This window comes from Paenibacillus sp. RC334 (assembly GCF_030034735.1).
In the GTDB taxonomy this organism is placed as follows: Bacteria; Bacillota; Bacilli; order Paenibacillales; family Paenibacillaceae; genus Paenibacillus; species Paenibacillus terrae_A.
Genome location: NZ_CP125370.1, coordinates 5,038,934 through 5,053,962, shown reverse-complemented (window position 1 = coordinate 5,053,962; position 15,029 = coordinate 5,038,934). Strand labels below are relative to the sequence as shown.

Genomic DNA, 15,029 nt, shown 5'->3' with positions numbered 1-15,029 from the left:
CAGAGCGGATAAATTGATCAGGAGGTGTACAGTTTGGCAAATGCAAAAGTGATTCAAGCAAAACAAGAAGCTGTTGAAGTTGTAGCTGCAAAATTGCGCGAGAGCGTAACGACTGTGGTTGCTGACTATCGCGGTCTGAATGTTGCCCAAGTAACTGAGCTGCGTAAGCAGCTTCGCGAAGCAGGAATCGAATTTCAAGTGCTGAAAAACACGCTGCTTCGTCGTGCAACTGCGGCAGCAGAATTGACTGAACTGGACGCAGTATTGACAGGTCCTACTGCAATCGCGTTCGGCAAAGATGATGCAGTGTCTGCAGCTAAAATCTTGAATGATTTCGCTAAGAAAAACACTGCGCTGGAACTAAAAGGTGCAGTTGTAGAAGGCCGTGTTATCGGTGTTGAGGAAATTAAAGCGCTGGCAGAACTGCCATCCCGCGAAGGTCTCCTTTCCATGCTCCTCAGCGTGCTTCAAGCTCCTGTGCGCAACTTCGCGCTTGCAGTTAAAGCTGTTGCAGAAAAAGAAGAGCAAAGTGCATAAGTTAGGGATTAAAGCTGCTGTATAGCAGATTGAAAACAAAAAAATAAGAATTTAAATGGAGGTTCAACCATGAGTAAAGAGCAAATCTTGGAAGCGATTAAAGGTATGTCCGTATTGGAACTGAACGATCTCGTGAAAGCAATCGAAGAAGAATTCGGCGTAACTGCAGCAGCTCCAGTAGCTGTAGCAGGCGGCGCAGCAGGTGGCGCAGCAGAAGCTGAGCAATCCGAGTTCGACGTAATTTTGACAAGCGCTGGCGCTTCCAAAATCAACGTTATCAAAGCAGTTCGCGAAATCACAGGTCTTGGCCTGAAAGAAGCAAAAGAACTGGTTGACAACGCTCCAAAACCACTGAAAGAAAAAATCGCGAAAGAAGAAGCTGATTCCTTGAAAGCAAAATTGGAAGAAGCAGGCGCTTCCGTAGAAGTGAAATAATTGACTGCTATCTAGCAGACAATGCACTAAAACAAACCCCTTGAGGTGATCTTCAAGGGGTTTGTTGCTGTAAATCGGCAGTACAAGCATGTCTGGAACGTAATAGTGAAGGCTATGATGGTATTACCAACCAAAGGAGGTGGTCATGAATGTCTGATCATTATTACTCCAAACGGCCAGAAACGGCGCATGAACGGCGGAGCCTCGAAACAGAGCTGCGGGGGCGGACATACCGTTTTGCCAGCGATTCAGGCGTTTTCTCCAAGCAGGGAATTGATTACGGTAGCCGTGTGTTAATTGAGGCGATGCAGCTTCCAGCACAGGCTTCGGTGCTGGATGTAGGGTGCGGCTATGGACCGATTGGTTTGACGGCAGCGACGCTTGTACCGAATGGTCACGTTACAATGGTAGATATTAACGAGCGAGCCGTTCAACTGGCAATAGAGAATGCCGAACGGAATGGGATTACCAATGTGACCATAAAGCAAAGCGATCTGTTTGAGCAAGTGAAAGATGATCGTTTTGACGTGATTCTAACGAATCCCCCTATACGTGCGGGTAAGGAAACGGTTCATACCATTTTTGAGCTTGCTTATGAACATTTAAATGAAGGTGGAACTTTGTGGGTGGTTATTCAGAAAAAGCAGGGTGCCCCTTCGGCAAGCGCTAAAATTGAGAGCCTTTTCGGACGTGTGGAGGAAGTTACGAAGGATAAAGGTTACCGTATTTTGAAGGCGAAAAAAGTTTTAGAAAAATGCAATAGGACCATTGACTTGAATCCTGGTCTGTGATATTATTATAAAATGTCAGTATTAGGATGCCCTCCATGGCTTTAGTTTGTTGAAATGTCAATAGATTTATGCGTAGAAGGGTATAGTATTTATACCTATTACGTATAATACAATCATTTTGGGCAAATCTACAAGTGATGAAGATCTTCCGGTAAGAGGATTCTGCAGATACGTCGCTCTTTTTTCGAATGCATTCGAGTAAGGGCTTTTCTGTATTTGTGGATTGAATCTTCTGTCTGTGTCTTATTATAAGGTCACAAACAAAGGTTCGCAATGAATTTTTAAAGTGAGTAGACATGAGGGGTGAGTTTAAGTTGGCAGGACATCTTGTTCAATATGGTCGACGCACTCGGCGCAGTTATGCACGTATTAACGAGGTACTCGAGGTTCCGAACCTGATTGAGATCCAGCAAAAATCCTATGATTGGTTTTTGGAGGAAGGATTGCGGGAAATGTTTCGGGATATTTCGCCAATTCAGGATTTCACAGGAAATCTGATTTTGGAGTTTATCGATTATTCTCTCGGAGAACCCAAATATACCGTTGACGACGCAAAGGAACGCGACGTAACGTATGCAGCACCGCTTCGGGTAAAAGTCCGGCTTATTAATAAAGAGACCGGGGAAGTGAAAGAGCAGGAAGTATTCATGGGAGACTTCCCGCTGATGACTGATACGGGTACGTTTATTATTAACGGTGCGGAACGGGTTATTGTCAGCCAGTTGGTTCGCTCTCCCAGCGTCTATTTCAGCACAAAAGTCGACAAGAATGCGAAAACAACATACACCGCAACGGTAATTCCTAACCGGGGGGCTTGGCTCGAACTGGAGATGGATGCGAAGGACATTATCTATGTCCGGATTGACCGTACCCGTAAAATTCCGGTTACGGTGTTGCTGCGTGCGCTTGGCTTTGGCACTGATGCTGAGATTCTGGATTTGCTCGGCAATGACGAATATATCCGTAATACTCTTGATAAAGACAACACGGACTCTACGGAAAAAGCGCTGATTGAGATTTATGAGCGTCTTCGTCCGGGTGAGCCACCTACACTGGATAATGCAAAGAGCTTGCTCGTTGCACGTTTCTTTGATCCAAAACGTTATGATCTGGCCAACGTAGGCCGTTACAAAATCAATAAAAAGCTTCATATCAAAAACCGACTGTTCAATCAACGGCTTGCTGAGACTTTGATTGATACGACAACCGGCGAAATCATCGCTGAAGCAGGACAAATGGTGGATCGCCGCCTGTTGGACGAGATTTTGGCCCAGCTTGAGGAATCGGTAGGACACCGTACGTATCATGTTGCTACTGGCGTGCTGGAAAGCAACGATATTCCTCTTCAAACGATCGATATATTCTCGCCGATTGAGGATGGTAAAGTTGTAAAACTGATTGCCAACGGAAATATTGATAAATCGGTTAAAAATATTACGCCTGCCGATATTATTTCCTCCATCAGTTATTTTATTAACTTACTTCACGGAATCGGAAGCACGGACGATATTGACCATTTGGGCAACCGTCGTTTGCGCTCTGTCGGTGAATTGCTCCAGAACCAGTTCCGTATCGGTTTATCCCGTATGGAACGCGTGGTGCGCGAAAGAATGTCGATTCAGGATGCTAATGTGATTACGCCACAGGCACTGATTAACATACGTCCGGTAATTGCTTCGATCAAGGAGTTCTTTGGTAGCTCCCAGCTGTCCCAGTTTATGGATCAGACGAATCCACTTGCTGAATTGACACACAAACGCCGTTTGTCCGCACTCGGACCCGGCGGTTTGACACGTGAACGCGCAGGCATGGAAGTACGTGACGTCCATCCGAGTCACTACGGTCGTATGTGTCCTATCGAGACACCAGAGGGACCAAACATTGGTTTGATCAACTCCTTGTCTACCTTCGCACGTATCAACGAGTACGGATTTATCGAAGCTCCTTATCGTTGGGTAGATCCGAAAACCGGAAAAGTTACAGACCAAATTGATTACCTGACGGCTGATGAAGAAGATAACTACATCGTAGCCCAGGCAAATGAGGAACTGACAGAGGACAGCACTTTTAAGGAAGAAGTTGTCATTGTCCGTTACAACAAGCAGTCTGATAACATCATTCCAATGGCAAGTAGCCGTGTTGACTATATGGACGTTTCGCCTAAGCAGGTCGTGTCAGTGGCAACTGCACTGATTCCGTTCTTGGAGAACGATGACTCGAACCGTGCGTTGATGGGTTCCAATATGCAACGGCAGGCCGTTCCTTTGTTGATTCCGAAGTCTCCTTTGGTCGGAACAGGAATGGAGCATAAGGCTGCGAAAGATTCCGGGGTATGTATTGTATCCAAATACGACGGTGTAATCGAACGTTCTTCAGCTAACGAAATTTGGCTGCGTCGCATCGAAACAGTAGATGGTTCTGAAGTGAAGGGCGACATAATTAAGTATAAATTACACAAATTTATGCGTTCAAACCAAGGAACATGCATTAACCAACGTCCAATCGTCAATAGAGGCGATGTGGTGAAAGCTGGCGATATTCTCGCAGATGGTCCTTCCACAGAGATGGGCGAGCTGGCATTGGGACGTAACGTTGTCGTTGCCTTCATGACTTGGGAAGGTTACAACTACGAGGATGCGATCCTGCTGAGTGAGAAGCTGGTAAAGGAAGACGTATACACCTCCATTCATATTGAGGAATACGAATCCGAAGCCCGCGACACGAAGCTTGGACCGGAAGAAATCACCCGTGATATTCCGAATGTCGGTGAAGAAGCGCTCCGTAATTTGGATGAGCGTGGAATTATCCGCATTGGTGCCGAAATCGGCGCAGGTGACATTCTCGTTGGTAAAGTAACGCCTAAGGGTGTGACGGAGCTGACAGCCGAAGAACGCCTTTTGCATGCGATCTTTGGTGAGAAGGCACGCGAGGTTCGCGACACTTCTTTGAGAGTTCCTCACGGAACAGACGGGATTGTTGTGGACGTCAAAGTATTTACACGTGAGAATGGCGACGAACTGCCACCAGGCGTGAACCAACTGGTTCGTGTATACATTGCTCAAAAACGCAAAATTTCCGAAGGCGATAAAATGGCCGGACGTCACGGTAACAAGGGTGTCGTTGCCCGTATTTTGCCTGAAGAAGATATGCCGTTCCTGCCGGACGGTACACCAGTACAAGTCGTTCTGAACCCGCTGGGGGTACCTTCACGGATGAACATCGGACAGGTGCTTGAAATTCATCTGGGTATGGCTGCAATGCGCCTTGGTATTCATGTGGCAACGCCTGTATTTGATGGTGCCAAGGAGTATGACGTGTTCGATACGATGGAAGAGGCAGGCATGCAGCGCAATGGTAAGACGGTGTTGTATGACGGACGTACCGGTGATCGTTTTGAACGTGAAGTTACTGTCGGTGTCATGCACATGATCAAACTGGCGCACATGGTTGACGATAAAATCCATGCTCGTTCTACAGGTCCTTACTCTCTCGTTACGCAACAGCCGTTGGGTGGTAAAGCTCAATTCGGTGGTCAGCGCTTCGGGGAGATGGAAGTATGGGCACTGGAAGCCTACGGCGCGGCTTACACGCTTCAGGAAATTTTGACTGTCAAATCCGATGATGTGGTTGGACGTGTTAAAACATACGAATCCATCGTCAAAGGTGAAAATGTACCTGAACCGGGTGTGCCTGAATCATTCAAGGTCTTGATCAAAGAGCTGCAAAGCTTGGGTATGGACGTGAAGATTCTGTCCGGAGACGAACAAGAGATCGAAATGAGAGAGCTTGATGATGAAGATGATACAACCAGCGACAAGCTGAGTTTGAATCTGGAAGGCTCTGAGGTTGGCGTAGAGTAGTCTGTCTGCTGACTGAATCATATCAGCTTTGTTATATGCCTCGATCCATTTTCTACAGGATGGATCGGGCTTCTTGATACCGCCCGGTGCTGCCGGGCGGTATCAAACCTAAAAACTCAGGATTTGGTTAAGGAGGGTTGCTCCTTGTTGGACGTTAACAATTTCGAATATATGAAAATCGGGCTTGCTTCCCCCGAAAAGATTCGTTCTTGGTCCCGCGGAGAAGTCAAAAAACCGGAGACGATTAACTATCGTACGCTTAAACCGGAAAAAGAAGGACTATTTTGCGAGAAAATTTTCGGACCTACGAAAGACTGGGAATGTCATTGCGGTAAGTACAAGCGCGTGCGCTATAAAGGTGTTGTCTGTGACCGTTGTGGTGTAGAGGTTACCCGCGCTAAGGTTCGTCGTGAGCGTATGGGTCACATCGAGCTGGCTGCCCCTGTATCGCATATTTGGTACTTTAAAGGCATCCCGAGCCGTATGGGTCTTGCTCTTGATATGTCTCCAAGATCTCTGGAAGAGATCATTTACTTCGCATCTTATGTTGTAACTGATCCAGGAGATACGCCATTGGAGAAAAAGCAACTCCTGTCCGAGAAAGAATACCGCAGCTACCGTGAAAAATACGGCTACGGATTCCAGGCAGGTATGGGTGCTGAAGCGGTTAAGAAGCTCCTTCAAGATTTGGATATAGACAAAGAACTGGAATTCCTGAAAGAAGAGCTGCGTACAGCTCAAGGACAACGCCGCAACCGTGCGATCAAGCGTCTTGAAGTGATTGAGGCGTTCCGTAACTCCGGCAACCAGCCGGACTGGATGATCATGGACGTGCTGCCTGTTATTCCTCCGGAGCTTCGTCCGATGGTACAGCTGGATGGTGGACGTTTTGCTACCTCTGACTTGAATGACTTGTACCGCCGTGTTATTAACCGTAACAACCGTCTGAAACGCCTGCTAGATCTGGGTGCTCCGGATATTATCGTACAAAATGAAAAACGGATGCTGCAGGAAGCTGTTGACGCCCTGATCGATAATGGTCGTCGTGGCCGCCCTGTTACAGGTCCGGGTAACCGTCCTTTGAAATCCCTCAGCCATATGCTGAAAGGTAAACAAGGACGCTTCCGTCAAAACTTGCTCGGAAAACGTGTTGACTACTCCGGTCGTTCCGTTATCGTTGTAGGTCCGTACTTGAAAATGTACCAATGCGGTTTGCCGAAAGAAATGGCATTGGAACTGTTCAAACCTTTTGTCATGAAAGAACTTGTGAACAAAGGTCTTGCACACAACATTAAGAGCGCGAAACGTAAAGTAGAGCGCGTGAGCGCAGAAGTATGGGATGTGCTCGAAGAAGTAATCAGGGAGCATCCGGTTCTTCTGAACCGTGCCCCTACGCTGCATAGACTCGGTATTCAGGCGTTTGAACCGATTTTGGTTGAAGGTCGTGCAATCCGTTTGCATCCGCTCGTATGTACGGCATATAATGCCGACTTTGACGGTGACCAAATGGCGGTTCACGTTCCATTGTCTGCGGAAGCCCAAGCAGAAGCTCGTTTGCTCATGCTGGCATCCGGTAACATTTTGAATCCGAAAGACGGCAAACCTGTTGTTACTCCTTCCCAGGATATGGTCCTTGGTTCTTTCTATCTGACTATGGATAACAAAGAAGAAGAAGGCAGCAACATGATCCTTCGCAATATGAACGAGGCTATATCGGCTTACCAGCGCGGTACAGCGGGTCTTCATGCTCGTGTAGCTATTCCGGTTAAAGCTTTGAATAAAACGAGCTTTACGGAAAAACAACAGGATGCGATGCTGATCACTACGGTTGGTAAAATTATCTTTAATGAAATTTTTCCGGCCAGCTTCCCGTACATCAATGATGCTACCCGTGCTAACCTGCTTTATGGTACTGCTGAGGAGTTCTTTGTTTACGAAAAGGGTGTAAACCTTACAGAAGCGATTCAAAATGCTCCGCAAGCTAACGGGGTAGGTAAGGATTACCTTGGTAACATTATTGCCCGTTGCTTTGAAACTTACCATACAACAGAAACAGCTGTGATTTTGGATAAAATCAAACAGCTTGGCTTTACGTATTCTACTCGTTCAGGTGTAACTGTTGCTGTGTCGGACGTTATCGTGCCGGTGGAAAAACAAGGAATTCTTAAAGGTTCTGAGGACAAAGCGCAAGTCGTAACGAATCAATACCGTCGTGGTCTGATTACGAACGAGGAACGCTATGACCGGATTATTGATATTTGGTCCAAAGCGAAAGATGATATTACCGAAGTGCTGATGAAGTCCATGGATCGCTATAACTCCATCATGATGATGGTAGACTCCAAAGCGCGGGGTAACAAATCACAGATTACCCAGCTCGGCGGTATGCGTGGTCTGATGGCGAATCCATCCGGTCGTATTATCGAGCTCCCAATTAAATCGAACTTCCGTGAAGGTTTGACAGTACTCGAGTACTTCATCTCCACTCACGGAGCGCGTAAAGGTTTGGCGGATACAGCGCTTCGTACGGCTGACTCAGGTTACCTGACTCGTCGTCTTGTCGATGTGGCGCAGGATGTTATCGTGCGTGAAGAAGATTGCGGAACGGACAAAGGCTTTACAGTAAGCCGTATTCAGGACGGTAAAGAAGTTATTGAGGATCTGTATGACCGTCTGGAAGGTCGCTATTGCTTTGAAACGGTACGTCATCCGGAGACTGGCGAGATTTTGGCTGGCCGTAACGAATTGATCGATTCCGACAAAGCGGAAGCAATTGTTAAAGCTGGTGTACAAAAGCTTCAAATTCGTTCAGTACTGAGCTGTCGTGCCAAACATGGCGTCTGCAAGAAATGCTACGGTCGCAATCTGGCTACTGGCAAACACGTTGAGATTGGTGAAGCAGTTGGTATTATCGCGGCACAATCCATCGGTGAACCAGGAACCCAGCTTACAATGCGTACATTCCACACAGGCGGTGTAGCGGGCGACGATATTACACAAGGTTTGCCGCGTATTCAGGAGCTTTTCGAAGCACGTAATCCTAAAGGTCAGGCAACCATCAGTGAAATTGACGGTACAGTTAAAGAAATTCGTGAAGGTAAAGATCGCCGTGAGATCGATATTCAGGGTGAAGCTGAAACGAAAACTTATTCGGTTACGTATGGTTCTCGTCTGCGCGTAAGCGAAGGCATGACTGTTGAAGCCGGGGATGAACTGACAGACGGTTCAATCGACCCTAAAGAAATGCTGCGCATTAAAGGTATTCGCGGGGTACAGAACTATATCCTTCAGGAAGTTCAACGCGTATATCGGAATCAGGGCGTAGAAATCAATGATAAGCACGTGGAAGTTATGATTCGTCAAATGTTGCGTAAAATCCGTATCCTTGATGCGGGGAATACCACGCTGCTTCCAGGCTCCTTTGTTGATGTGCACGAGTATGAAAATGCGAACAAGACAGCAATTCTCAGTGGCCAAGAGCCAGCGGTAGCCAAACCGGTTCTGCTTGGTATCACCAAGGCATCTCTGGAAACTGACTCCTTCTTGTCAGCAGCTTCCTTCCAAGAGACCACACGCGTGCTGACCGATGCAGCTATAAAAGGCAAAGTCGATCAGTTGCTTGGTCTGAAAGAGAACGTTATTATTGGTAAGTTGATCCCTGCAGGTACAGGAATGAACCGTTACCGCAGTGTGAAATTTGCCCAACCGGAAGGGGAGCAATCCTCGTCCGAAGAACTCGAACCGATTTCGGCCGAGTAATATAACGTTAACAAATGGCATGATGGGCCCGGAACATCGTTCTCTGGTGGAGCTTTTAGATTATGCTCTATCAGACGGTGTTCCGGCGCTTTTTCTTGAAATGAAATTTATTGTATTGCTTTGTTAAGCAAACTATAGTCGATAATTGTCTTGACATTGCTTATAGTCAATGCTAATATAGCAAAGGTGCGTGAGCAGCCTATATGCTATTGTGTCTTTTCGGAGGAATGAGATATGTCTAAAGAACAGGGACTGCAAGATGCTCATGTCAAAATCGGTACCAAACAAACCATACGTATGGTCGAATTGGGCTTCGCCTCTGAAGTATATGTGGCAGAAGACGCAGATCCACGTCTCACTTCCAACATCATTGCTTTGTGCAACAAGCAAGGAGTCAAAGTGACTCTTGTAGATACAATGAAAAATCTCGGAGCTGCATGTGGGATTGAAGTGGGAGCCGCTATGGCTGCTATCGTAAAACAATAGGGTAAGGAACGTTTTTGTCTAAGAGAATGAATTCTTGGCGGCAAAGACTTTTCATTTGTTCTTTTATGAACCGCCTGGGTCTGTGGGCTTAGAAATGGTTTGTGAAGCAACAGTAAAAATTGAGGAAGGGGGTGGCAACCACAATGCCAACTATTAACCAACTAGTTCGTAAAGGACGTCAAGCCAAAATCGAGAAATCGAAATCACCGGCTTTGCAAAAAGGTTTTAACGCCTTGAAACGTGAAGCTACCGACATCAGTGCCCCGCAAAAACGCGGAGTATGCACTCGTGTAGGTACTATGACTCCCAAAAAACCAAACTCCGCACTTCGTAAATATGCTCGTGTTCGTTTGACGAACCGTGTAGAGGTGACTGCTTACATTCCGGGTATCGGACACAACCTGCAAGAACACAGCGTAGTGCTGATTCGCGGGGGTCGTGTAAAAGACCTTCCAGGTGTACGTTACCATATCGTTCGCGGTGCTTTGGATACTGCAGGCGTAAACAACCGCATGCAAGCTCGTTCCAAATACGGCGCAAAACGCCCTAAAGCTAAAAAATCCTAATGAATATAAACCGAATAAATCGGTTTAACATGTAAGAAAGGGGGATATCCATGCCACGCAAAGGTCCAGTTACCAAAAGAGACGTGTTGCCAGATCCGGTATATAACAGCAAGTTGGTTACCCGCCTGATCAACCGCATCATGCTCGACGGAAAACGAGGCGTTGCTCAAAGCATTCTGTACAATGCGTTCAAGCTTATCCAAGAACGTACGGGGAATGACCCGATGGAAGTTTTTGAAGCAGCTATTAAGAATATCATGCCAGTCCTGGAAGTTAAAGCACGCCGTGTCGGCGGTGCCAACTACCAAGTACCAATCGAGGTAAAACCAGAAAGACGTACTTCCCTGGGTTTACGTTGGCTCGTAAACTACTCCCGCAACCGCGGCGAGAAAACTATGGAAGAGCGTTTGGCAGCTGAGATTATCGACGCTTCCAACAACACAGGCGCTTCCGTGAAGAAACGCGAAGATACGCACAAAATGGCTGAAGCGAACAAAGCGTTTGCTCACTATCGTTGGTAGGATTCAGCTCAAAAAAATAACTTCAATTTTGAAGGGAGACCCATTTCATGGCAAGAGAGTTCTCCTTGACGAATACACGTAATATCGGGATCATGGCTCATATTGACGCGGGTAAAACCACAACAACAGAGCGGATCTTGTTCTACACAGGACGTACGCACAAAATCGGTGAAGTTCACGAAGGCGCTGCGACAATGGACTGGATGGAACAAGAACAAGAGCGCGGAATCACGATTACTTCCGCTGCGACGACCGCTGCCTGGAAAGGTCACCGCGTCAATATCATCGACACCCCGGGGCACGTTGACTTCACTGTTGAAGTTGAACGTTCCCTTCGTGTATTGGACGGAGCAGTTGGTGTTTTCAGTGCGAAAGAAGGCGTTGAGCCTCAGTCCGAAACCGTATGGAGACAGGCTGATCGCTACGGCGTTCCACGGATCGCATATGTAAACAAAATGGATATCATTGGTGCCGACTTCCTGAATGTTGTCTCCGACATGCGTGATCGCCTTCAAGCGAACGCAGTTGCGATTCAATTGCCAATCGGCGCAGAAAATGATTTTACTGGTATCATCGATATCGTTGAACAAAAAGCTCATATGTACAAAGATGATCTTGGTCAAGATATCGAAGAAGTCGAAATTCCTGCGGAATTCAAAGATAAAGTTGAAGAACTCCGTAATGAATTGATTGAGAAGGTTGCTGAACTGGACGAAGATTTGACAATGAAATACCTGGAAGGCGAAGAAATTTCGGTTGCTGAAATTAAAGCCGCTCTCCGTAAAGGTGTTGTAGAAGTTAAAATCTTCCCAGTTATCTGTGGATCTTCTTACCGTAACAAAGGTGTTCAGCTGATGTTGGATGCTGTTCTCGACTATTTGCCGGCTCCTACTGACGTGCCAAGTATTCAAGGGCATTTGGAAGACGGTACGGAAGTTGAACGTCACTCTTCCGATGAAGAGCCTTTCTCCGCATTGGCCTTCAAAATCATGACGGACCCTTACGTTGGTAAGTTGACATTTTTCCGCGTATACTCCGGTGTTCTTCAATCCGGTTCATACGTATTGAATGCAACAAAAGGCAAGCGCGAACGTATCGGACGTATTCTTCAAATGCATGCGAACAGCCGTCAAGAAATCACTGTAGTTTACTCCGGTGATATTGCGGCAGCCGTAGGTTTGAAAGATACAGGTACAGGTGATACACTGTGTGATGAGAAGAATCCAGTTATTCTTGAGTCCATGAATTTCCCTGATCCGGTTATCGAAATCGCGGTTGAGCCTAAAACCAAAGCCGACCAAGATAAAATGTCTGTTGCCCTCGGTAAATTGACCGAAGAAGATCCAACTCTTCGCGCTCATACTAACGAAGAAACAGGCCAAACCATCTTGGCAGGTATGGGTGAGCTTCACCTTGATATCATCATCGACCGTATGCGTCGTGAGTTTAAGGTGGAAACCAATGTGGGTAAACCACAGGTTGCTTACCGTGAAACGTTCCGTGCTCCAGCACGTGTCGAAGGTAAATTCGTTCGTCAATCCGGTGGTCGTGGTCAATATGGTCACGTATGGGTTGAGTTCGAACCGCTTGAGCCAGGTACTGGTAGCCAATTCGAAAGTAAGGTAGTCGGCGGCTCTGTTCCTAGAGAGTACATCGCTCCTGCTCTTGCTGGTATTGAGGAACAAATGAAAAACGGCGTTATCGCAGGCTTTCCGCTTGTGGACGTTAAAGCTACAATCGTGGACGGATCATACCATGATGTCGATTCCAATGAAATGGCGTTTAAAATTGCCGGATCAATGGCGCTGAAAGCAGCGAAAGACAAATGTAAACCAGTATTGCTTGAGCCGATTATGAAAGTTGAAGTAACGGCTCCTGAGGAATACATGGGAGACGTAATGGGTATGTTGAACTCCCGTCGTGGCCGGATTGAAGGTATGGATTCCCGTAGTGGAGCTCAAATCATTCGTGCAAAGGTGCCTTTGTCCGAAATGTTCGGATACTCGACTACACTTCGTTCCGGTACACAAGGACGCGGCGTGTTCTCCATGGAGCTTTCTCATTATGAAGAAGTTCCGAAGAGCATTGCTGAAGAGATCGTTGCTAAAACCAAAGGCGGCGAGTAATACAATGTATCAGCTGACCGGTATAATCAAGGTTTTTCCAAGAGAAAGCCGGCAGCCTAAAAATAAAACAAGTTATTGAGGAGGAATTGTTCAAATGGCAAAGGCTAAGTTTGAACGTAACAAACCGCACGTTAACATCGGTACTATTGGTCACGTCGATCATGGTAAAACTACTTTGACTGCTGCAATCACAACTGTATTGTCCAAAACTTACGGTGGTGCTGCTGTAGCATTCGACCAAATCGATAAAGCTCCAGAAGAGCGCGAACGCGGTATCACAATCTCCACAGCACACGTGGAATACGAAACACCTAACCGTCACTATGCACACGTTGACTGCCCAGGTCACGCCGACTATGTTAAAAACATGATCACTGGCGCTGCACAAATGGACGGAGCGATTCTGGTTGTATCCGCAGCTGACGGCCCAATGCCGCAAACTCGCGAGCACATCCTGTTGTCCCGCCAAGTAGGCGTTCCTTACATCGTTGTATTCCTGAACAAATGTGACATGGTTGAAGACGAAGAGTTGTTGGAACTGGTTGAAATGGAAGTTCGTGACTTGCTGAGCGAATATGACTTCCCAGGCGACGACACTCCAATCATTCGCGGTTCCGCTCGTGAAGCTCTGCAAAACCCAGAGGGCGACTATGCTAAGAAAATCGTTGAAATGTTCGAAACAATCGACACTTACATCCCAACTCCAGAACGCGACACTGACAAGCCTTTCTTGATGCCTGTCGAGGACGTATTCTCCATCACAGGTCGTGGTACAGTTGCTACAGGCCGTGTAGAGCGTGGTACTGTTAAAGTGGGCGACGAAATCGAAATCATCGGTATTCAAGAAGAATCCCGTAAATCCGTAGTAACAGGCGTAGAAATGTTCCGTAAATTGCTTGACTCTGCTCAAGCTGGCGATAACATCGGCGCATTGCTTCGCGGTGTAGACCGTGCACAAATCGAGCGTGGCCAAGTATTGGCTAAACCAGGTTCTGTTAAACCTCATACAGAATTCTCTGCTCAAATCTACGTTTTGACTAAAGAAGAGGGTGGACGTCACAAACCTTTCTTCACTGGTTACCGTCCACAGTTCTACTTCCGTACAACTGACGTAACTGGTATCATCACTTTGCCAGAAGGTTCCGAAATGGTAATGCCTGGTGACAACATCACAGTTACTGTTCAACTGATCAACCCAATCGCTATCGAAGAAGGAACTAAGTTCTCTATTCGTGAAGGTGGACGTACAGTTGGCGCCGGTGCGGTAGCAACAATCTCTAAATAAGAAGGCTTTGGCTTTTAAATAAAGCAACATTGTACTGGAACGAGTAACATTGTATTGGAACGGAGCTGAAAAAAGCCCCCGCCCTAGTGCGGGGGCTTTTCTCTTGAATAAATCGCGAGCTGCGAGTGCAATTGTGTCTTTTCAAAATAAGATACATTGTTTTTTCGTTTTTGCTTGCAATAGGCAGAACTATTAGATATAATAACTAATGTTGTTTGTGACTGTGCGATGATGTGAGAGGTTACTGACACACCCGGCCCCTTTGCCATGGGAGGGATGTCGGAAAATTTTCACGGAGTATGTCCGATACCAAATTGGGCGATAGAAGGAGGGACTAAAATGGCAAAGCAAAAGATTCGTATTCGTTTGAAAGCTTACGACCACAGAATTCTTGATCAATCCGCTGAGAAAATTGTTGAAACAGCTAAACGTTCGGGCGCAGGTGTATCCGGACCAATTCCGCTGCCAACTGAAAAACAAATCATTACTATTCTCCGTGCGGTACACAAGTACAAGGATTCCCGGGAGCAGTTCGAAATGCGCACACATAAGCGTCTGATCGACATTGTTAACCCGACTCCACAAACTGTGGATGCCTTGATGCGCTTGGACCTGCCGTCCGGTGTAGATATCGAAATTAAATTGTAATTTGTGATTAGGAAA

11 protein-coding genes are annotated in these 15,029 nt (G+C 46.6%); all 11 read left to right on the top strand.

Annotated features, from left to right (window positions below; all coding sequences use genetic code 11):
- The first annotated feature begins 33 nt into the window (after positions 1–33).
- The 11 genes from rplJ to rpsJ all read left to right on the top strand — a co-directional run bounded on the left by rplJ (position 34) and on the right by rpsJ (position 15,014).
- Positions 34–537 (top strand): 50S ribosomal protein L10, encoded by a 504-nt coding sequence (gene rplJ / locus QMK20_RS23260; protein WP_134912299.1) that lies wholly within the window; start codon positions 34–36, stop codon positions 535–537.
- Positions 538–606: 69 nt separating this feature from the next.
- Positions 607–972, top strand: a complete 366-nt coding sequence (rplL, locus tag QMK20_RS23255) for a 50S ribosomal protein L7/L12 (RefSeq protein ID WP_025685943.1) — start codon at positions 607–609, stop codon at positions 970–972.
- A gap of 149 nt (positions 973–1,121) precedes the next feature.
- Positions 1,122–1,763: a class I SAM-dependent methyltransferase gene (locus QMK20_RS23250; RefSeq protein ID WP_283653467.1), complete on the top strand. Its 642-nt coding sequence runs from the start codon at positions 1,122–1,124 to the stop codon at positions 1,761–1,763.
- A gap of 314 nt (positions 1,764–2,077) precedes the next feature.
- The gene (gene rpoB / locus QMK20_RS23245) at positions 2,078–5,623 is read left to right on the top strand and encodes a DNA-directed RNA polymerase subunit beta (RefSeq protein ID WP_044647202.1); all 3,546 of its coding nucleotides are present in this window, start codon (positions 2,078–2,080) and stop codon (positions 5,621–5,623) included.
- Between the two features lie 144 nt (positions 5,624–5,767).
- Positions 5,768–9,382 (top strand): DNA-directed RNA polymerase subunit beta', encoded by a 3,615-nt coding sequence (gene rpoC / locus QMK20_RS23240; RefSeq protein ID WP_044647203.1) that lies wholly within the window; start codon positions 5,768–5,770, stop codon positions 9,380–9,382.
- A gap of 234 nt (positions 9,383–9,616) precedes the next feature.
- Entirely contained in the window at positions 9,617–9,868 is a 252-nt protein-coding gene (locus QMK20_RS23235) for a ribosomal L7Ae/L30e/S12e/Gadd45 family protein (RefSeq protein ID WP_014278316.1), read from the top strand.
- A gap of 143 nt (positions 9,869–10,011) precedes the next feature.
- Positions 10,012–10,434, top strand: coding sequence for a 30S ribosomal protein S12 (gene rpsL / locus QMK20_RS23230; RefSeq protein ID WP_007432587.1), 423 nt, complete (start codon positions 10,012–10,014; stop codon positions 10,432–10,434).
- Positions 10,435–10,484: 50 nt separating this feature from the next.
- A complete protein-coding gene (gene rpsG, locus QMK20_RS23225) occupies positions 10,485–10,955 on the top strand; it encodes a 30S ribosomal protein S7 (protein WP_007432586.1) in 471 nt (156 codons plus the stop codon).
- 47 nt (positions 10,956–11,002) lie between these two features.
- On the top strand, positions 11,003–13,081 hold the full coding sequence (fusA, locus tag QMK20_RS23220; RefSeq protein WP_283653466.1) for an elongation factor G: 2,079 nt from the start codon (positions 11,003–11,005) through the stop codon (positions 13,079–13,081).
- A gap of 94 nt (positions 13,082–13,175) precedes the next feature.
- A complete protein-coding gene (tuf, locus tag QMK20_RS23215; protein WP_028542619.1) occupies positions 13,176–14,366 on the top strand; it encodes an elongation factor Tu in 1,191 nt (396 codons plus the stop codon).
- A 339-nt stretch (positions 14,367–14,705) separates the two neighbouring features.
- The gene (gene rpsJ / locus QMK20_RS23210) at positions 14,706–15,014 is read left to right on the top strand and encodes a 30S ribosomal protein S10 (RefSeq protein WP_005544556.1); all 309 of its coding nucleotides are present in this window, start codon (positions 14,706–14,708) and stop codon (positions 15,012–15,014) included.
- The last annotated feature ends 15 nt before the right edge of the window (positions 15,015–15,029 follow it).